The organism is Thiovibrio sp. Mzg5 (genome assembly GCF_055379285.1).
On the sequence record NZ_AP022872.1, the window covers coordinates 266,788 to 288,066 of the forward strand.

Annotated in this window: 24 protein-coding genes; 8 read left to right on the plus strand and 16 right to left on the minus strand. The window is 58.0% G+C overall.

The window, feature by feature from the left end; genetic code table 11:
* Positions 1-3: 3 nt before the first annotated feature.
* The 5 genes from fliP to ACZ46D_RS01240 all read right to left on the minus strand — a co-directional run bounded on the left by fliP (position 4) and on the right by ACZ46D_RS01240 (position 3,434).
* Positions 4-768, minus strand: a complete 765-nt coding sequence (fliP, locus tag ACZ46D_RS01220; RefSeq protein ID WP_464928217.1) for a flagellar type III secretion system pore protein FliP — start codon at positions 766-768, stop codon at positions 4-6.
* On the minus strand, positions 758-1,273 hold the full coding sequence (locus ACZ46D_RS01225; protein ID WP_464928218.1) for a flagellar biosynthetic protein FliO: 516 nt from the start codon (positions 1,271-1,273) through the stop codon (positions 758-760). The genes fliP and ACZ46D_RS01225 overlap by 11 nt, the downstream gene beginning before the upstream one ends.
* Positions 1,274-1,385: 112 nt before the next feature.
* Positions 1,386-1,805: a flagellar motor switch protein FliN gene (gene fliN / locus ACZ46D_RS01230; protein ID WP_464928219.1), complete on the minus strand. Its 420-nt coding sequence runs from the start codon at positions 1,803-1,805 to the stop codon at positions 1,386-1,388.
* A gap of 81 nt (positions 1,806-1,886) precedes the next feature.
* On the minus strand, positions 1,887-2,876 hold the full coding sequence (fliM, locus tag ACZ46D_RS01235) for a flagellar motor switch protein FliM (RefSeq protein WP_464928220.1): 990 nt from the start codon (positions 2,874-2,876) through the stop codon (positions 1,887-1,889).
* Positions 2,877-2,933: 57 nt separating this feature from the next.
* Complete coding sequence (locus ACZ46D_RS01240; RefSeq protein WP_464928221.1) at positions 2,934-3,434, minus strand: flagellar basal body-associated FliL family protein; 501 nt, start codon at positions 3,432-3,434, stop codon at positions 2,934-2,936.
* A 352-nt stretch (positions 3,435-3,786) separates the two neighbouring features.
* Here ACZ46D_RS01240 and ACZ46D_RS01245 point away from each other — a divergent pair, with 352 nt between their 5' ends.
* From ACZ46D_RS01245 to ACZ46D_RS01260, 4 genes are all read left to right on the plus strand, one after another.
* Positions 3,787-4,713 (plus strand): DUF362 domain-containing protein, encoded by a 927-nt coding sequence (locus tag ACZ46D_RS01245; protein WP_464928222.1) that lies wholly within the window; start codon positions 3,787-3,789, stop codon positions 4,711-4,713.
* 236 nt (positions 4,714-4,949) lie between these two features.
* Complete coding sequence (fabL, locus tag ACZ46D_RS01250) at positions 4,950-5,702, plus strand: enoyl-[acyl-carrier-protein] reductase FabL (protein WP_464928223.1); 753 nt, start codon at positions 4,950-4,952, stop codon at positions 5,700-5,702.
* A 10-nt stretch (positions 5,703-5,712) separates the two neighbouring features.
* On the plus strand, positions 5,713-6,312 hold the full coding sequence (locus tag ACZ46D_RS01255) for a Maf family protein (RefSeq protein WP_464928224.1): 600 nt from the start codon (positions 5,713-5,715) through the stop codon (positions 6,310-6,312).
* Positions 6,302-7,564 (plus strand): EAL and HDOD domain-containing protein, encoded by a 1,263-nt coding sequence (locus ACZ46D_RS01260; RefSeq protein ID WP_464928225.1) that lies wholly within the window; start codon positions 6,302-6,304, stop codon positions 7,562-7,564. Before ACZ46D_RS01255 ends, ACZ46D_RS01260 begins: the two co-directional genes overlap by 11 nt.
* Here the strand turns inward: ACZ46D_RS01260 and glyS are convergent.
* The 8 genes from glyS to rpoZ form a co-directional block, all read right to left on the minus strand.
* Positions 7,554-9,629 (minus strand): glycine--tRNA ligase subunit beta, encoded by a 2,076-nt coding sequence (gene glyS, locus ACZ46D_RS01265; RefSeq protein WP_464928226.1) that lies wholly within the window; start codon positions 9,627-9,629, stop codon positions 7,554-7,556. The two genes, ACZ46D_RS01260 and glyS, sit on opposite strands and share 11 nt — an antisense overlap.
* A 152-nt stretch (positions 9,630-9,781) precedes the next feature.
* Positions 9,782-10,549, minus strand: coding sequence for a GTP cyclohydrolase, FolE2/MptA family (locus tag ACZ46D_RS01270; protein WP_464928227.1), 768 nt, complete (start codon positions 10,547-10,549; stop codon positions 9,782-9,784).
* 138 nt (positions 10,550-10,687) lie between these two features.
* Positions 10,688-11,038, minus strand: a complete 351-nt coding sequence (locus tag ACZ46D_RS01275; protein ID WP_464928228.1) for a response regulator — start codon at positions 11,036-11,038, stop codon at positions 10,688-10,690.
* Positions 11,039-11,096: 58 nt separating this feature from the next.
* Positions 11,097-12,098, minus strand: coding sequence for a galactose-1-phosphate uridylyltransferase (gene galT, locus ACZ46D_RS01280; RefSeq protein ID WP_464928229.1), 1,002 nt, complete (start codon positions 12,096-12,098; stop codon positions 11,097-11,099).
* A gap of 9 nt (positions 12,099-12,107) precedes the next feature.
* Positions 12,108-12,473 (minus strand): RNA polymerase-binding protein DksA, encoded by a 366-nt coding sequence (gene dksA, locus ACZ46D_RS01285; RefSeq protein WP_464928230.1) that lies wholly within the window; start codon positions 12,471-12,473, stop codon positions 12,108-12,110.
* A gap of 33 nt (positions 12,474-12,506) precedes the next feature.
* Positions 12,507-13,007, minus strand: coding sequence for a cyclic pyranopterin monophosphate synthase MoaC (moaC, locus tag ACZ46D_RS01290; protein WP_464928231.1), 501 nt, complete (start codon positions 13,005-13,007; stop codon positions 12,507-12,509).
* 23 nt (positions 13,008-13,030) lie between these two features.
* Positions 13,031-14,149, minus strand: coding sequence for a molecular chaperone DnaJ (gene dnaJ / locus ACZ46D_RS01295; RefSeq protein WP_464928232.1), 1,119 nt, complete (start codon positions 14,147-14,149; stop codon positions 13,031-13,033).
* 3 nt (positions 14,150-14,152) lie between these two features.
* Positions 14,153-14,428, minus strand: coding sequence for a DNA-directed RNA polymerase subunit omega (rpoZ, locus tag ACZ46D_RS01300; RefSeq protein WP_464928233.1), 276 nt, complete (start codon positions 14,426-14,428; stop codon positions 14,153-14,155).
* A 423-nt stretch (positions 14,429-14,851) separates the two neighbouring features.
* Here rpoZ and ACZ46D_RS01305 point away from each other — a divergent pair, with 423 nt between their 5' ends.
* Genes ACZ46D_RS01305 through ACZ46D_RS01320 form a run of 4 tightly spaced genes read left to right on the plus strand, consistent with a single transcriptional unit; the run spans position 14,852 to position 17,226 of the window.
* Positions 14,852-15,091, plus strand: a complete 240-nt coding sequence (locus ACZ46D_RS01305; protein ID WP_464928234.1) for a hypothetical protein — start codon at positions 14,852-14,854, stop codon at positions 15,089-15,091.
* An 11-nt stretch (positions 15,092-15,102) separates the two neighbouring features.
* Positions 15,103-15,978, plus strand: coding sequence for a FlgO family outer membrane protein (locus ACZ46D_RS01310; RefSeq protein WP_464928235.1), 876 nt, complete (start codon positions 15,103-15,105; stop codon positions 15,976-15,978).
* Positions 15,975-16,580, plus strand: a complete 606-nt coding sequence (locus ACZ46D_RS01315) for a FlgO family outer membrane protein (RefSeq protein WP_464928236.1) — start codon at positions 15,975-15,977, stop codon at positions 16,578-16,580. Before ACZ46D_RS01310 ends, ACZ46D_RS01315 begins: the two co-directional genes overlap by 4 nt.
* Before the next feature lie 10 nt (positions 16,581-16,590).
* Positions 16,591-17,226: a hypothetical protein gene (locus ACZ46D_RS01320; RefSeq protein WP_464928237.1), complete on the plus strand. Its 636-nt coding sequence runs from the start codon at positions 16,591-16,593 to the stop codon at positions 17,224-17,226.
* A 49-nt stretch (positions 17,227-17,275) separates the two neighbouring features.
* On the opposite strand, the gene ACZ46D_RS01325 is transcribed toward ACZ46D_RS01320, so the two are convergent.
* The 3 genes from ACZ46D_RS01325 to ACZ46D_RS01335 all read right to left on the minus strand — a co-directional run bounded on the left by ACZ46D_RS01325 (position 17,276) and on the right by ACZ46D_RS01335 (position 21,126).
* Positions 17,276-18,055, minus strand: coding sequence for an endonuclease/exonuclease/phosphatase family protein (locus tag ACZ46D_RS01325; protein ID WP_464928238.1), 780 nt, complete (start codon positions 18,053-18,055; stop codon positions 17,276-17,278).
* A gap of 185 nt (positions 18,056-18,240) precedes the next feature.
* A complete protein-coding gene (locus ACZ46D_RS01330) occupies positions 18,241-19,416 on the minus strand; it encodes a glycoside hydrolase family 5 protein (protein WP_464928239.1) in 1,176 nt (391 codons plus the stop codon).
* Between the two features lie 21 nt (positions 19,417-19,437).
* Positions 19,438-21,126 carry an ABC transporter ATP-binding protein/permease gene (locus tag ACZ46D_RS01335; protein WP_464928240.1) on the minus strand — a complete coding sequence of 563 codons (1,689 nt, stop codon included), beginning with the start codon at positions 21,124-21,126 and terminating at the stop codon, positions 19,438-19,440.
* Positions 21,127-21,279: the final 153 nt, after the last annotated feature.

Here is a 21,279-nt window from a genome sequence, read left to right on the forward strand (position 1 = left end):
AGATTACACCACAAAGCTTTTAACCAACGAGCCCACAATCAGGTACCAGCCATCCACCAGCACAAAAAGCAGGAGCTTGAAGGGCAGGGAGACCATGACCGGAGGCAGCATCATCATTCCCATGGAGAGCAGGATGCTGGCCACCACCATATCGATGATCAGGAAGGGCAGGAAGAGGACAAAGCCGATGGTGAAGGCGGTTTTGAGCTCGCTGATCATGAAGGACGGGATGAGTACGGCGGTGGATACTTCTTCCTTGTTTTTCGGTTTTGGGGTTTTGGCCAGGGAAAGGAAGAGTTCGAGGTCTTTTTCCCGGGTCTGTTTGAACATGAAGGCGCGCACTGGTTTTGTCGCAGCCTCAAGGGCCTGTTCCGTGTTGATCTGCTCGGCCATGTAAGGTTTGATGGCGGTGGTGTTGATCTCGTTGAAAACCGGGGTCATGATGAACATGGTCAGGAAGAGAGCCAGACCAACCAGGACCTGGGTCGGCGGTACCTGCTGGGTGCCGAGGGCTTGGCGCAGAAAAGAAAAGGCAATCACCAGCCGGGTGAAGGAGGTCATCATCAGCAGAATGGCCGGAGCCATGGAGAGCACCGTGAACAGCAGCAGGATCTCGATGAGATTGGAAACCTGTTTGGGGTTTTGGGCCTCGCCCACGCCGATCTGCAGGGTAGGCAGGGTCACGGCCCTGCCTTCGTTGGGGCAGAGGAGGATGAATCCTGCGAGCAGGCCGAGGAGGATGGGCCAGGATGGCACTTTATTCCGCATGGGCAGACCTTTTCTTCTTTTGCTTCAAGTCGGAGATCCCCTGGGCCGCCTTGTTGAGCATGGAGGCAAAAGAAGCTGGCAAAGGGGAGGGCGTTTTTCGTGAATGTGCGGCGTTTGTGAGGCGGTCGTTGGGGGCAAGGGTGGCAAGCAGGGTGATCTGCTGCTCGGTGAGGCCGACCACCAGATACGTCCCTGCCACCTCCAGAACGCTCACCTGTTTTTTCGGGGCCAGCATCTGGCTGTCGAGAACGGTGATCAGGCCTTCTTGTCTGGCGCCGACCCGGACCAGACCCATCTTTCTGATCCAGGCCAGGAGCAGGAGCATGAGGCCCACCACAAGGATCAGTGAGCCAAGGGTTTTGAAGATGGTCGTGGTCAGGGAAAGTGTTTCCTGATTGCCGGTGAGGATCGCCGAGGGGGCACCCCCGCCGGTTCCGCCGCCGAACTGTTCGGCGGCAAGGAGCAGCAACGGACAGGAGAGCTGATACAGCAGGCTTATCCCCAAGAAGACGACTCCCTTTCGCCAAGGAGATTTTTGTCTGGATGATGGTTGCCAAATCTTCATAATGGTTCTCTCTCAGCCTTGCCGATAGGCGGCAACCAGAGGGTGCGCTTGCTCAGCCGATGTTCTTGATCCGGTCCGCCTGGCTGATGATCTCGGTGATCCGTACGCCGAACCGCTCGTTGACCACGATCACTTCGCCTTTGCCCAGCAGCTTGTCGTTGACAAAGATTTCCACCGGTTCGCCCGCTGCTTTGTCGAGCTCGACCACCGACCCTTGGGTCAGTTGCAGCATCTTGTTGATGATCATGCTGGTCCGCCCCAGTTCCACGGTGACATCCAAGGGGATATCCAGCAGAAAGTCCAGGTTCTGGCTGCCAGCCGGGGCGGTGGTCGCGGTGCCGCCCAATTCGGCGAAGGCCGGGGCCTGAGCCCCTCCGGAACCGGCATGTTCGCTCAAGGCGGCAGCCCAATCATCACCGGCGTTCTCTGTCTCGGTCTTTGTGTCGGCGGCGTCCAACGGGTCGTCAGCCATGGTGTTTCTCCTTTTTCAGGTGATCTTTTCTAGTACAGGCACAGGCGCCGTGTGGCATTCGCCGGGAAAAGCGCCTGTTGCTTACTCCCTGTTCGGGTCAAGAACCTTTTTCTTGATGAGCAGTGCATTGTTGCCGCGATGCACGCCAGGGGTTCCCATGTATTTTCTTTGTCCGGCGACAAAGGCCGGCAGGAGGTCGTCGGTGCGGCGTTCCAGCTGAATGATGTCGCCGACCACCAGCTCCATGACATCGCCTGCGGAAATGGTGGCGTGGCCAAGTTGCACCACAAAGTCCACCGGGATGTTCTTGATGTTTTCGGAGAGGACGCGCTTGATGCTGATATCCTCGTCGCTCTGCTCCCGCTGGAAGGTGGTCAGCAGCTTGCCCTTGACCGATTCCAGATTGCTCAGGGGAATGCAGACCGTGATGCTGCCCACGGCCCGGTCCATGTCCACGTCATAACGGCTGATGATCACCACGTCCTCGGGCTGACAGATCTTGGCGAACTGGGGATTGATCTCGCTTCTGATGTACTGAACCTTAAGGGGCTGGAGGGAATACCAGGCCTTTTCCAGATCGCTGAGCAGGAGATTCACCACCCGCCGGATGAGCCGTTGTTCGATGGCCGTGAAATCGCGACCCTCGATGCGGATGTTTCTGGTGCCGGTGCCGCCCAGGAAATTCTCCACCAGGGTAAACACCAGCTTGGGCTCGAGGACGATGAGGGCGCTACCGCGAAAGGGCGCCATCCGGAAGATTTGCAGGCTGCTCGGCACGGGCAGGGTGCGGACAAAGGCGCCGAAACGCTCCAGTTCGAGGGGGGCGGAGGTCAGGTCGATGATCCGGCGCAGGGTGGTGGAAAGCGAGGTGCGGACCGCACGCATGAAGGCATCGGAGATCGCCTCCATGGCCGGCATCTTGACCTGGACAATCCTTTCCTGCCGGGTAAAATCATAGGCCTGATAGCCAAGGGCGTCAGCGTCTATGGGTTCTTCGGGCTCTTCGATCTCGCCGCCGGAAATACCCTTGAGTAGCGCGTCAACCTCGTCCTGGCTGAGAATTTGTTCCATGGCGTTTGCTGGGTGTCGTGGGCTGTTTTTTGCGTTAGCGTGCAGAAGCCGGGGGGGCTACTGCACGACAAATTCCGTAAAATAAATATTCTTGATGTGATCGGGGCGCATGATCTCGTTGAAACGCTCCAGCAACTCATCGCGGACCCGAATCTTGCCTTCCGGGGTCATGATTTCTTCAAAGCCAAGGCTGGTGAGCATCATGATCACCATATCGCGCAGCTTGGGCGACACCTTGGTGGCTTTGTCCACAGCCTCCTTGCTTTCCAGTTCGAGTTCGATCTTGACCTTGAGGTAGCGTTTGCCTTTCGGATCGGCCAGGTTGACGATAAAGGGTTCCATGACCAGCATTTCTCCGATCACCGGCGGGGCTCCTTTTTTTGCTTCCTGGCTGGCAACCTCTTCAACCGCTGGTTTGTGGGCCAGCAATTTGGTATAGGCGAAAAAACCTCCGCCGCCGAGGACGAGGATGCCTACACCCAGGATGATGAAAAAACCCATCTTGGATTTCTTGTTGGGGGCCTGCTCTGTTGCCGGTGGGTCTTTTTCCGCAGCCATGGTTGAGTCTCCTCGAGGAAAAAGGAAGGCCGGAAAAGTCCGGAGCCCTCTCTTGAATTTGATTGTAAAGCAAGCATTGTGCCGCGAGGCTTTTACTGTGTATAACAGTATATGTAAATTATCGGTAATTCAATGTATTTCTGGAAAATAGCCAGGAGGGGCGGACTTTTTTTGGGCAGTGATGTCCGGGAATCTTTCGTCACAATTTTGACTTCAACCAGGCTAGGCGTCAAAAAAATATCAGGGATTGGCAAGATGCATGATGGATACGGGGTAATGCTGCATGACCGGCAAAAGATACGACTGTTATGCCAAAGGCTTGCGATAACACGGGCGCCTGGCAGGAGGGGATATGGAACTCAGCGGAGGTGAGGTCGGCCTGGTCCCCTGTTGCCAGTATGACCGCCGGTTGTTGAAAGGGCGGGTGGAGGTGTTGTGCAATGCCCTGGGCTTCAGGGTTTCCCCGGGAAGCAGGGTGCTGCTCAAGCCCAATCTGGTCACGGCGGTGCGGAACAAAGGGTTGGCTTGTACCCACCCGGAGGTTGTCGCCGCGGTGGCGGAGTGGTTTCTTGACCAGGGGGCCACGGTGCGGGTTGGTGATTCTCCGGCCTTTGGCACGGCCCTCGGCGTCATGGCCGCCTGCGGGATCAGCGCGGCTCTTAAGGGATTGCCGGTGACCATGGTCAACTTCGACGCAGCGCAACCGGTTCGCCTCGCCTCCGGGCTGTCCGTCGGGGTGGCCCGGGCGGTTGGCGAGTGTGATCTGCTGGCCAATCTGCCCAAGATCAAGGCCCATGGCCAACTCTATCTGAGCTTGGCGGTGAAGAACTATTTCGGGGCAGTGGTGGGGTTTCGCAAGCCCTGGCTCCATGCCCGGTATGGCGATATCGACAACCGGTTCGAGGCCATGCTGGTCGGTCTCCTCGGTGTGTTGCCCGGGGGGATTACCCTGGCCGACGGAGTGGTGGCCATGCATTGCGACGGTCCGGTGGCTGGCAAGCCCTTTCCTCTGCATCTGCTGGCGGCAGGGCTCAATCCCGTGGCCCTGGACACCGCCCTGATCGCGGTGCTGGGCCTTCCGCCTGAAGCAAGCCCTGTCTGGCGGGAATGCCGGCGGCGCACGCTTGTTGGGAGCACCCTTAACGAGCTCTCTTTCCCGCTTGCCAGGGTGGAAGAGGTCGCGGTCCAGGGATTTCAGGCTCCTTCCTGCTTGAGGCCGGTGACTTTTCATCCCTGGCGGCTCTTGCGGGGGGCCATCAAAAGGGTCCTGGCCAGGTAAGGCGCCGAGTGCCGGACAGCGAGAGGGCGGGAAAGTCTTCTTTACTTTCCCGCCTGAAAATTTTATCGTGGCCAGCACATTGTTACTCATAAGCCGTTGTACAAAAGAATGTCGTTATTTGGATGGCTAAAACGGCATAAGGAGCCGTAACGGAAATGGTCAAGAAAACAGAGTTTGTTTCGTAACGGCTCCTAAACCCTTTACCGGGGCAGCCATAAGAGAGAGGGGTATCGGTCATGTACAATCTACAAGGAAAAGTGGGCTTGGTAACCGGGAGTTCGCGCGGGATCGGCAAGGCAATCGCCCTGCGGCTTGCGGAGAGCGGGGTTGATCTGGTGGTGAACTATGTGCGCCACCGGCAGGACGCGGAAGCTACTGCCCGGCTCATCGAGGAAAAAGGGGCGCGCTGTCTGGTGGTCAAGGCCAACGTGGCCAACGACGAGGATCTGCAGACCATGTTCGCCCTGATCAAAAGCGAATTCGGTCATCTTGATTTTCTCATCAGCAATGCCGCCTCCGGTGTTCTGAAACCGGCGCTGGAGCTGAGCAGCCGCCACTGGAACTGGGCCATGGAGATCAATGCCCGGGCTCTGCTTTCCCTCACCCAACAGGCGGTGCCGCTCATGGCCAAGGGCGCGAGGATCATGGCGGTTTCCAGCATGGGAGCGGTGCGGGCCGTGGAGAATTACACGGCCGTGGGCGCTTCCAAGGCGGCGCTTGAGTCGCTGGTTCGTCATCTGGCCGTGGAACTGGGACCGATGGGAATTAATGTCAATACCATCAGCGCCGGGGCCGTGGATACCGAGGCCTTGAAAAAATTTCCCAACCGGGAACAGATTCTTGATGGCGCCCTGCAACGCACCCCCATGGGACGGCTCACCACCCCTGAGGATGTGGCCGATGTCGCCCTGTTTCTCTGCAGTGATCTGGCCGCCATGATCCAGGGGCAGACCATCGTCGTGGACGGTGGTTATTCCATCCGGGCCTGATTCCGATTCCATGGAAGCCTTCCGAACACAGGAGCGGCTCATCTTGGCCTCGGGTTCGCCCAGGCGGCGTGATTTTCTCGCCGAGTTGGGAATCGCCTTTGAGGTGCGGGTCACCGATATCGACGAGACCCCGCTGTCCGGCGAGCAGCCCGTCGACTTTGTCGCGCGCTTGGCCCGGGAAAAGGCCCAAGGGATTGATCTAGCCGATGCCTGGGTACTGGCAGCCGATACCGCGGTGGTGGTGGACGGGGAGATCCTCGGCAAGCCAGGCGATGAGGCCGAGGCCTGCGCCATGCTCATGCGGCTCTCCGGTCGCTGGCATGAGGTGTGGACTGGATTTTCCCTCTGCCGGCAGGCAACAGGGGAATTGTGCACGAAAACCGTCTGCACCAGGGTCCGGTTCCTGGAGCTTACCCCGGAGTTGTGTCGGGCCTATGTGCGCACCGGAGAACCCCTGGACAAGGCGGGAGCGTACGGAATTCAGGGCAAGGGGTGTTTTCTGGTTCGGGAAATCAGCGGCTCCTATACCAATGTGGTTGGCTTGCCCATGACCGAGGTCCTGGAGGCGTTACTGCACCATAAGGTAATTGCGCTGATGGATGGTTTGTGAGAAGATCATCACAGCCATGGACACCACGCAGCCGAATATCTTCGTCGCCCGTCAGCCTATCTTCAAGAGGAACAAGGAGGTTTTTGCCTACGAGTTGCTCTTTCGTTCCGGCCTGACCAATTACTTCGATCCCTTGCAGGACGGGGAAGAGGCCACCTCCAAGGTCATCACCAACAGTTTTCTCCTGATCGGCATTGCCTCCATCACCGAAGGGAAAAAAGCCTTCATCAATTTCAGCGAAGAGATGCTGCTCAAGGGGTATCCCTCGCTTTTTCCCAAAGAAATCGCCGTGGTCGAGGTGCTGGAGACGGTGGGGGTCACGCCCGAGGTCATAGAGGCCTGCGAGAGGCTGGTCGGGGCAGGGTATATTCTGGCCCTGGATGATTTTCTCTATGCAGACCGTTTTTTGCCGCTCATCAAACTGGCCAGAATCATCAAATTCGATATCCGCCAGATGAGTTTTGCCGAGCTCGAGCGTCAGGCCAAGGTTGTCAGTCGGTACAACGTGAAACTGCTGGCGGAAAAAATCGAAACCAATGAAGAGTTTGAGGCGGTAAAGAAGCTGGGCTTTGATCTGTTCCAGGGCTATTTTTTCAGCCGCCCCCATATCATGGAGGGGCGGGATATCCCCGGTTCCAAACTCCATTACTTACAAGTTTTGAAAGTCATTCAGGATGAGGATTACGATTTTGCCGAGCTGGCCAAGTTTGTCAGCCGGGATGTTTCCCTGGCGTACAAGTTACTCAAGTATGCGAATTCAGCCTATTTTGCCAGGCGGCAGAAGCTGGACAGCATCGAAATGGTCGTGGCCATGCTGGGGCAGCTTACCTTGCGAAAATGGCTGTCGCTGATGATGCTTTCCTACCTCGCCGCAGACAAGCCCTCCGAACTGCTCAATCTCGCGGCTTTCCGGGGTATTTTCTGTGAGTTGATTGCCGACCAGCTTCTGGGTCGGCGCAAGGAGGCGGGGATGTTTCACACGGTGGGGATGTTCTCTCTGCTGCCCGCCATGCTTGATAAAGCCATGGCGGATATCCTGCCGGAGCTGGCCCTGCCCATGGAGATCCAGGAGACCCTGCTCTCCGTGGCGGCAACCCCCCTTTCCCATACCCTTGCCCTGGTCATGGCCTACGAACGTGGAAACTGGGAAAAGACCACCCGTCTGGCGGAGAAACTCAAGCTCAACCACGACTCCCTGCCCCTGCTCTACGAACAGGCGATTGAAATCGCCCAGGTCCAGCTTACGGATTGATGGCGTTCATCTTTGAGAAATCGCCGATCTGCAAAAAGAGTCGGGCGATGGCGGTCAGCAGGTTCAACCGGTTGGCGCGCACCCTCTCATCCTCCACCATGACCATGACCTCTTCAAAAAAGGTATCAACCGGCTCCTTCATTTTGAGGATCACGGCCAGAGCCCCTTCGTAATCGCTGGCCTCCAGCAGGGGGACGGCTTCTTGGCGAACAGCCAGGTAGGCCGCATGGAGATTTTGTTCGGCACTTTCGCTGAGCAACTCCGGTTGCACCGCGGTTTCGCTGTTGTCCTTGATTATATTGATCACCCGTTTGAAGGCCCCGGCCAGAACGGTAAAGGCTTCCTGGCCGCAGATGGCCATCAGGGCGTTGATTCTCCGCTTGCAGTCAAGCGGATCGTCAAAGGCAACCGAGGTCACCGCTTCCACCGCCTCGGCCGGGATGCCCTGGCCGGTAAGATCATTGCTGAAACGGCCTTTGATGAACTCGAGCACGTTGCGGCGGGCTTCGGCCCGGGGAACGGTCAGTTTGTCGCCATAGAGGGCGAGCGCCTCGTCCACGAACTCGGCCAGGGAGAGGCTGAATCCCATGGCGTTGATGATGTGGAGCAGCCCCAGCGAGAGGCGGCGCAGACCGAAGGGGTCGGCGGTGCCGGTGGGGATCTGGCCGATGCCGAAGCAGCCGGTGATGGAGTCAAGCCGGTCGGCCATGCCGACCAATGCCCCGGGGATTGAAGCGGGCAGTGCGCTCCCGGCCCTGACCGGCAGATAATGCTCCCGGATGGCCGTGGCAACCTCCGGTGTTTCCCCGCCGAGCAGGGCGTAATCGTGGCCGATTGCCCCTTGCAGGGAGGGGAATTCTCCCACCATGTCGGTCAACAGATCGGTCTTGGCAAGACGGGCACCGCGCTCGGCATGGGCCAGGTGTTCCGGGGCGAGCTTTTTGGCTAGCAGCCCGGCCAGGGCGGTAACGCGGCGGGTCTTGTCGAGCATGGTTCCCAGTTTGTGTTGGAAGATAACGCCGGAGAGGTCTTCTATCCGATCCTCCAGAGAGCGGCGCTGGTCCTCCTTGAAGAAGAAAAAAGCATCCTCCAGCCGCGCCCGGATCACCCGCTGATGGCCATCGGCGGCAAGCTTTGCATCCTTGGTGCCCGTGTTGTTCACCGCGATGAAATGGGGCATGAGTTTGCCCGTCGCGTCCACCACGGCAAAGTATTTCTGGTGCTCCCGCATGGAGGTGATCAACACCTCGCGGGGCAGGGCGAGAAAGCGTTCCTCAAAGGTGCCGCAGAGGGCAAAGGGCTTTTCCACCAGGTTGCAGACCGTGTCCACCAGCTCGTCATCCAAGAGGATCGTCCCGCCCACCTGCTGGGCCGCCTTGGTAATCTCGGCAAGCACCGCGGCGCGGCGCTCCGTGGGCTCGACCATGACTTGGGCCGTGCGCAGGGTTTCGACGTAGTCGCTAAAACAGGTGGCAGGGAAAGGCCCCCTGGCCATGAACCGGTGGCCGCTGGTGGTGTTGGAGCTGGGGATGGTATCCAGGGTGAAGGGCACCGTCTTGCCGTCATAGACGGCGAGCAGCCACTGGATCGGGCGGGCAAAGCTGGTGCGGCCCGCGCCCCAGCGCATGGATTTGGGGAAGTTGAGGCTGGTGACCACCTCGGGCAGCAGCTCGGCAAGGATTTCCTCGGTTGGGCGGCCGATCTGTTCGACGCGCACCATGAGGTACTCGCCCTTTGGCGTTGCCACGGTCTGCAAGGCCTCGACCTCGACCCCGCCTTTTTTGGCAAAGCCGATGGCTGCCTGGGTGGGCTGGCCATTCTTGTCAAAGGCCGCCTTTTTCGGGGGGCCGAGAATCTCCTCTTCCCGATCCGGCTGGCGTGCGGCCAGGCCGCGGATCGATACGGCAAGACGCCTGGGGGTAGCCGCGGTGTGCAGGCTGGAATAGGGCAGGGCCAGAGCGGTGAGCCGGTCGCCGAGGATTTTTTCCAGCTGGGCCAGGGCCGGCATGATATAGCCGGCCGGGATTTCTTCGGTGCCGATTTCAAAGAGGAGTTCGTGGTGCATGGGGTGTTTTCTCGCGATATTTTTTTAACAGTGGGTTTGGCCAAGGTGTTTAGGAGCCGTTACAAAACAACGACTGCGTTCAGAGTTGTTTTATTACGACTCTTTATGCCGTTTTGGCAACCCAAATGATAAACTTTTTTTGCGGCAACGGCTCAGGACGCGGTTATGGGGTTGGTGTCCTGCCATTCCAGAGAGGCAAAGGTGTTGTAGCCCTGCGAAAGATTTTCCACCAAGACGGAAAACCAGGCGATGGCCGGATGGTTTTCCAGCTTGCGGCCAAGGGCCGTGGTAATGCTTTCCACGGAAAGGGTGTATTCCGGGCAGGTTTCAGTCGCCGGCCAGCAGAGGTCGTGGGAGGTCACCTCTTCCACCAGCTGGATGATATCCTCGATCCAGATGAAGTTCTTGAACCGTAGCCGGATGGTGGCCCTGCCCCAGTGGCCGAGGGAGCGGGGCAAGCCCTGACCAATCTGCGCCGGCAACGGCGGGGAGATGGGCACCTGGATTTCCAGGGTAAGGTCGTCGGTTTTGTCCAGGGAGCCATGCATGGTGCAACGGTATTCATTCATGCCCACCGATTGCGCCTGCCCGGAGGTGTTCTTTAAAAAATAGGGGAAGGTGATTTCCATGTGGGCCGCTTCCGCTTGGAGCCGGACCTTCATCTCCTCAAGGATGCGATGGAAACTTTTCAGGTTGATCTCGCCGTGGAAGTGGTTGAGGATTTCCACGAACCGGCTCATGTGGGTGCCCTTGAACTGGTGGGGCAGGTTGACATACATGTTGACCGTGGCCACGGTTTTCTGGGTCTTTCGGGCCTTGTCCAGGACGGTGACCGGGTAGGAGATGTTCTTTACCCCGACCTTCTTGATGTTGATCCGGCGGTAATCGCGTTGGCCTTGGATATCTTTCATGTCAGTCATTGGGCAGGGGGTCCGACGGGGTGTTGCGGTGTTGATTGAGAAAAAATGGGCCGCGCCCTGAAAAGCTGTTGCGCGTGGGCGGCGCAGCAGCTGTTTTTCGGGCCGGGCAACGGTCTTTTTTCTGCGCGGCTCGAGCGCTCAGGCAAGGTGTTTTTTTACCGCGGCCTTGAGTTCGTCCAGATTGGAGGATTTGACAATGTACTCGTCGGAAGCCCAGGTGGCTAAATCCTGTTTGAACTCCTGGTAGGCGGAGCTGAGGATTACCGGCAGCGAGGAGTTCATTTCCTTAATCTGGCGCAGGACGTCAATGCCGTTGATGCCGGGCATATTGATGTCGAGGATGACGAGGTCCGGGACAATAATCTTCAGCTGGGCCAAGGCTTCTTCGCCGGAGAGGGCCGAGTGCACCTCGTATCCCTCGTCTTCCAGCTCTTCGCGGTACAGGAGATGGATGCTGTCTTCGTCATCAACAAGCAGTATTTTTTTCATTGCTCCACCCTGGTGTCTGGTCAAAGGTTGCGAAATATGCTGCTCCCTCGGCGTTCTGTCAAATCTTCGCTTCTTTTAGAAATTGGGCTGCTTCTTCCGGCGGGATGGGATTGATGTAAAAACCCGAGCCCCATTCAAAACCGGCCATCATCGTCAGTTTGGGCATGATCTCAAAATGCCAATGATAATGGTCGAGGGGTTGTGACCGTAGGGGCGCGCCGTGCAGGACAAAATTATAGGGAACATTGGGGATGCAGCTGTTCAGGCGGCGCATGCACTCGGAAAAGATGGCGGTGAGCGCCTTGAAATGGTCGTCATCCATGGCAAGATAGGAAGAAGCATGGCGTTTGGGAAGAACCCACATCTCGAAAGGCGACCGGGGCGCATAGGGGACAATGGCGACGAACAGGTCGTTTTGGGCCACCACCCGTTGGTCATGGTTGGTTTCTTGCCGAATAATGTCGCAGAAGATGCAGCGTTCTTTGTATTTGTAGTAGGAAAGGCTTCCTTCAATCTCGGAGCTGATCATGCGCGGGAGAATGGGCAGGGCAATGAGCTGGGAGTGGGAATGTTCCAGCGAGGCTCCGGCCGCGGCGCCGAAATTTTTAAAAACCATGACGTAACGGAAGCGCGGATCTTGGGCCAGATCGAGCAGGCGATCCCGGTAGGCCAAGAAAACCTTGATCATTCGTTCCGGCGGCAGATTGGTAAAGGTTTCGTTGTGGTCCGGGGTTTCGATGATGACTTCATGGGCCCCGATTCCGTTCATCCGGTCATAGAGACCGTCGCCCTCTTTGTTGAGATTTCCTTCGATGACGAGAGCGGGGTATTTATTGGGTACAACCCGTAGATCCCAGCCCGGCCTGTTGGCCTGGTGGCCATCGACGCTGCTGTAGCTCAGAACTTCCGGAGGCGTTGTATTTTCGTTGCCTGGGCACAGGGGGCAGAATCCACCCCTGCTCTCACTTTTTTCGACAATGAAATCAGTGGGGCGCTTTCCCCGCTCGGTGGAAATGATGATCCAGCGGCCAATGATCGGGTCTTTGCGGAGTTCAGGCATCGCGGTCTCTTATAAACCTTTTTGCGCTCTTTCCTGGTTTTCCTGAAGGGTTTTGCATTCGATGCATTGCGTGGTCACCGGCCGTGCCTCAAGACGTTTGGCCGAGATCTCGTCGCCGCATTCATCGCAAATACCATAGGTGCCTTCATCGATGCGCTCGATGGCCTCCCTGATCTTGGCAAGCAGTTTACGTTCGCGGTCACGGATGCGAAGCTCAAAACTCCGATCGGATTCAGCGCTTGCCCGGTCGGTGGGATCGGGATAATTTTCCGTGCTGTCGGTCATCTCATGGATGGTCTTTTCAGCCTCCTGCAAAAGATCCTGACTCATGGTCTCCAGCTTTTGGCGAAAATACTCAAGTTGTTCTCTGTCCACAGTCTTACTCCCTTGGTATATCTTGGGCGAGCGTTATTCGTTCCGTTGAAAGCTTCCGCTTTTGCCCCCGATTTTCCTTTCCAGTCTGATGTTATTAATGATCATGCCTTTGTCCACAGCCTTACACATATCATAAATGGTCAGCGCGGTAACCGAGACGGCGGTGAGTGCTTCCATCTCGACTCCGGTTCTGCCGGTTATACCCACGGTTGCGGTGATTTGTATGGTGTGTGTTGCCTCATCCAGGTCAAAGTCAACAGTCACTTTGTTGATGGCCAAGGGGTGGGCCAGGGGGATCAGGGTATCGACCTTTTTTGCGGCCATGATCCCGGCGAGCCGGGCGACTCCGAGGACATCTCCCTTGGCGATATTGCCTTCCCGCACCAGCTGAAACGCTTGCGCCGAGAGGGAAATGGCGCCGGAAGCCGTTGCTTCGCGCACAGTTTCATTCTTGCCGCCCACGTCCACCATGCGGGCATGCCCAGCTTCATCAAAATGGGTAAAGTGTTTTGCCGTAACGGTCTGGTCGCTCATTGTCGCTGTCTCGGGAGGAAGAATCAAGAACTTTCGTCGGCGAATTTGTGCAGGATTTTTTTGAAAAATCCTTCTTCTTCCTGGTTGGCACCCCTTTCTTTTTGCAGCGTGTCGAACTCCGCGAGCAGTTCCTTTTCGCGGGCGGACAGTTTTTTCGGAACGACGACCTTGATCTCAACGATCATGTTGCCCGGACTTCCGCCCCTGAGGGAGGGAACGCCTTCGCCTTTGAGGGTGAAGATCTGTTCGGGCTGGGTTCCCGCCGGGATTACCAGTTTTTTGCTGCCGTTGATGGTCGGCACCTCCACGGTGGCGCCCAGCGCGGCCTGCACCATGGTCAGGGGGAAGAGGCAATGGATCGTGTCGCCCTCCCGCTGGAAGAATTCATGGGGCTCCACATGCATGATCACATACAGGTCGCCCGGCGGGCCTCCCTTGCGACCGCCCTCGCCTTCGCCCCGCAACCGCATGCGGGCGCCGGTGTCGATTCCGGCCGGAATCTTCAGCGACACCTTTTTTGTTTTCTTGAGCAGCCCCTCGCCCTGGCAATCATTGCAGGGCTCGGTAATGATCGTGCCCTCGCCGTGGCATTTCGGGCAGGTGGTCTGCACCCGGAAAAAGCCCTGGGCGTGAACTACCTGGCCATGCCCCTTGCAGGTGGGGCAGGTGGAGGCTTTATGGCCGGGGCGCAAGCCGCTGCCATCGCAGGTCCAGCAGGTTTCCCGCTTGGTGATCTCGATCTCTTTTTCCGCGCCGTGCATGGCATCCATGAAGCGGATGCCCAGATCATAGCGCAGGTCGTTCCCCGGGACGGGACCTTGCCGTCTTTGCCCGGAACGGCCTCCGAACATATCGCCGAAGATATCGCCAAAGCTTGAGAAGATATCCTCAAAATTTCCAGGCCCGCTGTAGCCGCTGTCTTTCAGGCCGGCGACCCCGTAGCGGTCGTAGATCTTCCGCTTTTCCAGATCGCCAAGGATTTCGTAAGCCTCGGCAGCTGATTTGAATTTATCTTCAGCCGCCTTATTTCCCGGATTTTTGTCCGGATGGTATTTCATGGCCAGCTTGCGGTATGCTTTTTTTATTTCCTCGGCAGGAGCGTCGGGGGAGACACCGAGGGTTTTGTAGAAATCATTTTCCATTACTTATAGAGAGGCCTGTTCTGTTTGCTCATCGTCCTTCTGCGCGGTCGCGACGGGAGCATCCTCTTTGGTGGTGGTAAAATTTTTGATGGTGGCAAAGCTCACCTGGCCGGAGGCAATCTCGCGCAAGGTGGCGACAATTTCCTTGTTTTTGCATTTCACCAGAAAAGGAGCGTTCTTGCGGTGCTGTTTGACCCGCTCAACGGCAAGATGGATAAGGGAAAAACGATTTTCATTGCCTATCTGGCTCAAGCAGTCTTCGACGGTGATACGTGCCATAATACAACTCCTCCTGTGGGAAATCTCCCGGTGGGTATCGCGGTAGTATAAACTGCAAAAGTATAATCCATCTCGGTTTTTTGGCAATCATTTTTTCTGATGGCCGCCATTTCGCCAAGAAATCGGCAGGGTTGCGGCGGTCATTTTCCCGGTGGATATGCCCGATTTTGGAGATGATCAGAAAGGTGCGGGGAGATGCTTGGCTTGGTGGCATGGAAAATGCTTATAAACAAGGCGAGATTGAAGGGAAAAGGTGGGCTGGAGGGGTTGGCTCAGAAAAAAATTCCTTGTTGGACATGGGTTCCGGCTTCTCCCTAGAGATAAACCGGAAAAAAATTCCCATATCGGGTTGCAGGCAAAGCTGTCATTTTATTGACTAGATGGCTTTGTTTGGGTGGGGCAAGACCACAGAGGGAGAAGGGTATGCAGAAAATCATGGCAGGGTTGTTGCTCCTCAGTTGCTGCGGCTGTTCCGGAGGCATGTACAGCAAGCTGGTTGAGGTGGAAATGCGGCTTGCCTCGCCCATGTTTGGGGAAGGTGAGCGGGTGCCTGTAGTTTACCCCGGCAGAAGCGGTGTTTCGAACGACCCCATGGTCCAGGCCTTTGGTCCTTCCTGGCGGAGCATGGAAAATGACTATCCTGCCTACAATTTTAATCCCTGACAGGGGTGGAAATGATGATGAGACAATTAGTTGCGATTTTGCTGACCTTGGGATGCGCTGTAACCCCTGTGCTGGCCGATGATGGTCAACTTCCTGACGCCGCGGACAAGGGCGGGCTGTTTCAGGCGCGGCAGCGTCCCACGCCGGCCTATCGCCCGTATTTCTACAATTATCCCCATGCCATTCCCCCTGACTATGTATTCCGCACCGCACGGGTTTTCTCGCCGCAGAATATGTCCGCCGCTTTTGGCTCCGGACAGCCAGGAGGCCAGGCAGACAGTGCCGGACAGGGCGCCGCCCTGCAGGCCAAAATCACTCAGTTGGGTAAGGCGCTCATTGCCAATGCCAGCGAGGTGGTGGCCGATGAATATGTGGTGGCGGTGAGCACCTTTGTCAGTCTTGATAACCTGTATGCAACCTCTTCCCTGGGCCGGTTTCTGGGCGAGCAAATGCTTTCCACTTTGCAGCAGGCCGGGCTGGAGGTGATTGAGGTGCGGAAAACCCCGGGCATGATGGTGAGCCCATATCACGGGGAGTACGCCTTGTCCCGGAGCATGGATGAGATCGGTCTTGTCCAGGCGGCCCAGGCCGTGGTGGTGGGAACCTATACCGTGGCCGGGCAGGAGATCTTTGTCAACGCCCGGCTGCTGCGCAACGACGACAATAGGGTTCTTTCCTCAGCCAGTCTGGTTTTGCCCATTGATGCAATGACCGCCAATCTCCTGGCCAACGAAAGCATGCCCGCTTCCACCCGCACTGCGCAGGTCGGGATCCGGCAGTTTCCGGAAAAGGATCAGGTCGTGTCCCCGCCTCCGGCAAAAAAACCGGCGAAGAAACGTGTCGTAAAACGCACCGTAAAACGTCCCGTCAAGAAGGATTGCCCATGAAAAAGACAAGGAAGATGGTTACTGGTTTCGGGGTGTCGCTGTTGCTGGGCTGGGTCCTGCTCCTGGCAGGGTGCGTGCCTCCGGCGAATACCGGCGGCACCGCCTCGGTGGTCACCCCGGACTTTTTCGGGGTGGGGGAGGAGTTGGCCCTGCAGTTGACTTCCGGCATGCGTGGCGCGGGAGGCGGACAGCGGTTGATTCTGACCACGGTGGTTGATCTCGACAACCTCTACACCACCACCCGTTTTGGCCGGACCCTTACCGAGGCCCTGTCCACCAGCCTATTTCGCCACGGGTTCGGCGTGGTGGAGATCAGGAAGTCAGCCGAGCTTCTCATCCGGGACAACCGGGGTGAGTTGATGCTCACCCGCGACGCGAAGCTTCTGGCCAAGCAGCAACAGGCCGCAGCCATCCTCACCGGCACCTATTCGCTGACCCCGAGCACGGTAATCCTCAATCTCCGGCTGCTCGACGCCGGTTCCCAGCAGGTGCTTTCCGTGGCAGGGCTGGAGTTGCAGCGCAGCCGCAATATCAATTATCTCCTTGCGGCAGGAGACGGCGGCGCCCTTGGCGATGCGCTGCTTTCCGCCAAAGAGCGCTAGGGAGGAAGGTATGCGCAAGGGAATAGCAGTTGTGCTTCTTCTCGGTCTCCTCTTCTCTGGGTGCGCCCCGGCCCAAAAAAACTGGGCCAACCAGCCGGTGGAGGTCAAGAAGAATTCGCCGGTGGTCTTTATCCATCCGGACGTGAATACCTATCAGGAAGCAACTGTGGGGGTTTTGCCCTTTCAGATGCCCACCAATATGACGCGGGAACAGGGGGAGGGGGTCGCCATGCTCTTCAAGGATGTTCTCTTGGGCAAGCAGGCATTTCCCAAAGTGCTCCGCCTTGAGGAGTCGTATCGGGATATTCCGGAAGCCCTGGCCCTTGGCCGGAAGGCAAAGGTCGATCTGGTCTTGGCGGGCAAGGTCAACTACGCTCTGGAAGGCAGCCAGTTCGGCGGGGGGAGGGTGGAGGTGTCCACCCGGCTGCTCAATGTGCATACCGGCAATACCGTCTGGTACATCGAGCAGTCCATGGATCAGGCCATGGCCTATCCGCAAAGTAGCACCTTCTCCCGTTTTGTCGCCGCCTTCAATCCTCCGGAGATCAAGCCCTCGCAGGCTGGGCCGGTGGTGCCCAACATGTTGGTGCAGGTGGCCGTTGACATGGCCGAGGTCATGGCCGGAGCCAGATCGGTGAGCCGCTGACAGATGCATGTTGTGTTGGGGGCAAAGGGCGCCCCCATTTGCCGCCGGTTTACGCCTTCCAGTCGAGCACTGCCGTTATGGGGTAATGATCCGAGGGGAAGAGGTTGCCTTGGTGGGAACGGTCGATCTGCGCAGCAAGAACCTGGAAATGGTCGGAGACCAGAATCCAGTCAATGGCTGCCATTTCCTCCTGCTGCCCATAACCATGAAAGGTGGCCTCATCCTCCCCGTTTGGCTGGATTTGCCGTAAGGCGTCGATCAGCGTTCCGTCGCCGGTCAGGAGGCGGTATGCGTTTGAATCCTTGTCGGCATTGAAATCGCCGGTCACGATGAGCGCGGTATCCTGGCGGATTTGATCGAGCCATTGGCGCAGGACCCGGGCATCCCCCTCGATGGCCGTCGGTTCGTAGTCGAAATGGGTGTTGACGAAGGTAAGCACCGACCCGGTCAACCGGCAGGAGAGTCTGGCCCAGCTCACCGTTCGTGGATAGTTGCTTCCCCAACTCATGCTGCCGGGAATCTCCGGGGTCTCACTCAGCCAGAAGCATCCCGTATCGAGAAGCCGGAAGGGTGAGCGGCGAAAGAGCAGGGGCGCCATCTCCAGCGCCGTACTTCCGGGACCTCCCCGATGGACGCCAAAGAAATGATAGTCCGGCAGGTTGGTGCGGACAAACTCGGCCTGCTCGGTGTCCAGACACTCCTGGAGGCCCATCAGGTCGGGGCCGAAGGCGGCAATTTTTTCGAGGGCAAAGGACTTGCGGCGGTTCCAGTGATTCTCGCCGTCGTCGGCCAGGCCAACACGGATGTTGAAGCTCATCACCTTGATCATGGCCGGGCCCTCCTGCGGTCGGGCTGTAAGCGTTCAGCCGCACCACATCTGCTTTGTCATCGGCCTGCTCATGTGCAATAGCACACTTCGCAGACCTCTTTCGCGCATCTGCGGCACTGCTGAACGCTTACATTTCTGGGTTTATCTTAAATTTTGGTGCCCTTGGTGAACGGTTACGGTCAGGCTTATGCATTTTTGGCCCGTTCCAGGGTTCCTCGTATGCCCGAAAACTGCTCCGGCCGGCCCATATTGGGGAAGAACCCCTGATCCACGCAGTTCCGATAGCACCATTCCGGAGTGGTCTCGGTCCGGTAAGTCCAGAAGAACCAGCCCGCGTATTTCTCAAAGGTCAGCACTTGGGCCGAGGCGTAGCCGCGATAGGCCGCCGACATTTGAAAGAGATCCATTTCCTCCAGGGCATGATTGAACGGCCCCTCCGCCCAGAGGGAGACCATCTTCAAATCCAGCCCCAGGCTCCATTCCCCGCAATACACCTGATAGCCCGACTCGCGGATGATCTCGTCCGCTTCGTCGCGCCAGTCCACGGCGGACTTCCGGATGTGCCCGAAGATGTCCAGACTGGTGTCGTAATCCATAAAGCATTGATAGCGGTGGATATCGAGGGCCACGTTGCGGAACTCCGGCTCCAGGAGAAACCCTGCATACTCCCGGAAGCTGCGGAAGCCGTCGTGGAACACCACCGTCACCCGCTCGGGCGGGCAGTGGCGGCGGATGCGTTGGTAGGCCTCGAGGTTGAAGCGTTTCAAGAGATCGGTGGGGATATCCCAGCGCGGTTCATTGAGCGTTTCGATGCCGTGCAGCGTTGGCTGATCTCCGTACCGCTCGGCCAACCGTTCCAGTAGAGCCAGGGAATGTTCGATGTACTCCTCGCTGGTATGCCACTCGCAAACGTCGAGGATGCCGCCGTTGTCGAAGCCGTTCTGACACCCCGGCGCAGCATGGAGGTCGAGAACCACCCGCAGATCGAACTCCCCGGCCCACTCAAAGACCTTGTCGACGATGGCAAGCCCCCCTTCCACGAAGGGATAGCGCGCCTCCTGATAGCTGCGGTGGTAGGGATAGTCCTTGCCGAAGAGCCAGTGGCCGACCGGCAACCGCACCGCATTGATGCCGGCACTTTTCAGCCAGGCGAAATCGTCGCGGGTGATGAAGGTGTTCCAGTGCTGGTGCAGGCGCCGGGTAGCCTCGGCCTCGCCCAGCTCGACGCAGTAGGAGGTCTCGTCGGTGGCTTGCAGCCCCTCGAATAGACTCGGCGTAATCCATTTTTCCAACACCAGCCAGCCGCCGAGATTGACACCGCGTAGTTTGCTGCCGCCTTCGTGAACCGTTTGGACAGTCATGGATGATCCTTTTGCATAGTTTTACAGGTTCAGACGGCGTGAGTAGAAAGCCTCGCCGTTTGGCAGATGGGAAATTACAAGCAGCGTGGCATCGGGGAGCTGTTCACTGATCAGGCGCAGCATCCGTTCCTCTTCCCGGGAGTCCAGGGAATCGAAGGCCGCCTGCAGGAAAATCCACTGGGGACGGTTGAGCAGCAGGCGCACCATGCCCAAGAGTTGCTGCTCCCCCAGGGCCAGGGTGTTGATCCAATTGTCCTTCTGATCGAGCTGGTCGATGAGGTTTTCAAGGCCCACCAAACGCAGCGCCTGCTCGAGTTGTTCCTGGCTGAAAACCCGGCGGGAGGTTGGGTAGCAGATGGCGTTGCGCAGGGTGCTGGTGGGCAGATACGGCCGAGGCGGCATGAAAAAGAGGCGGCCTTGGCTGGGGAGTTCGATGACGCCGCTGCCCCAGGGCCGTATCCCGGCAATGGCGCGAAACAGCTTGGCCCCTGTGTAGGTGTTGCCGGTGATCAGCACATGTTCGCCCTGGCCTATCTCCATATTGATGTTTTGGGCCAATACCGGGCCGTCGTATTTGGCGATACTGAGGTCGCGGAAGGCCAATACCGGCTGGTTGGAAGTTTTCACCTGGATCCAGTGATCCGCTTTTGCCAACTCCTCCTCCACATTATCCAACACCTTGAGTAAACTCAGCGTGCGTTCCACCGAGGCGCGCCATTCGGCGATCCCGCCCACGTTGCCGACCGGCCAGGAGAGGGCGCCAACCATCTGCTGGAAAGCCTGGGCAGCTTGCATCATCGCGCCCAAGGTGATGCTCCCAAGGATGTAACGGGGTGCGGCGATCAGGAGCGGAAAGGCCATGTTCAGCGAGGCATAGCCGGTGCTGAATATCTGAATATTTCGCCAGGCTGCGGTTTGCGTGTCCCAGGTCTTGCGAAGCTTGTAGAACAGCTCATGGAAAAGATGCCGCTCATAGCTATCGGCATGGATCAGCGCGATGGCCTGGCTGTTTTCCTGCGCCTCCAGCAGACCGGCGCGGAAGTCCGCCTCTGCCGATTGCCGGGCGTTGGTGGCTCCGGTCAGGGGCAGGCTCACCTGCCAGCCAAGCCAGGAGGCCAAGGCCGTATAGATGATCGCGATCCAGATCAGATGCCCGTAGATGGGGATTTGCCACGCTCCCAGGTCGAGCGTCACCACCCCGGAGTGGGACCAGAGCACCTGCGAGAAGCCGATCAGCAGTAAAATGCAGTAAAACAACGAGTGGCCCAGGGCGACCGCTGACTCGCTGGCGACCCGGCAATCCTCGGCAATACGCCCATCCGGGTTGTCGTGTTCGCCCGGGAGATGGGAGATCAGATAGTGGCGGCCATCCCGCATCCAGCGGGAGAAAACATGCTCCGTCAGCCAGTCGCGCCAGTAGATCTGCAGATTGCGCTTGATGACCAGATGCGATCCGGTCACGGCCATGTCGGCGACGAAGATGATCGCCAGCACGCCGATCTGGGTGACAAGGCCGCGCATGGAGTGCTGCTCCAGGGCGTTGAACAACGCCGCGCTCCATTGCGTAACCACCACCGCCAGGATCATTTGCAGTATGGTCAGGAGCGCCAGGAGGAAGGTGGTGCCCCGAATCTTCAGTTTTTGCTTCGAGCGCCAAAACAGCTTCGACAGGCGAAGAAATTCAACGAGAAAATCGAGGGAGTTAGGCATCTTGGCTCAGGGGATACTGGTGAAAGTGACGCCGATCAGCGGCGCTGGAACCTTTGGCACGGTCAGCGAAAGGCGATGGGGGCAGGCGGAAGACGTCGTGCATGTGATTGTCCTCGCGCCTTGTCCCGGCAGGCAGAAACCGTGTTTGAAGGT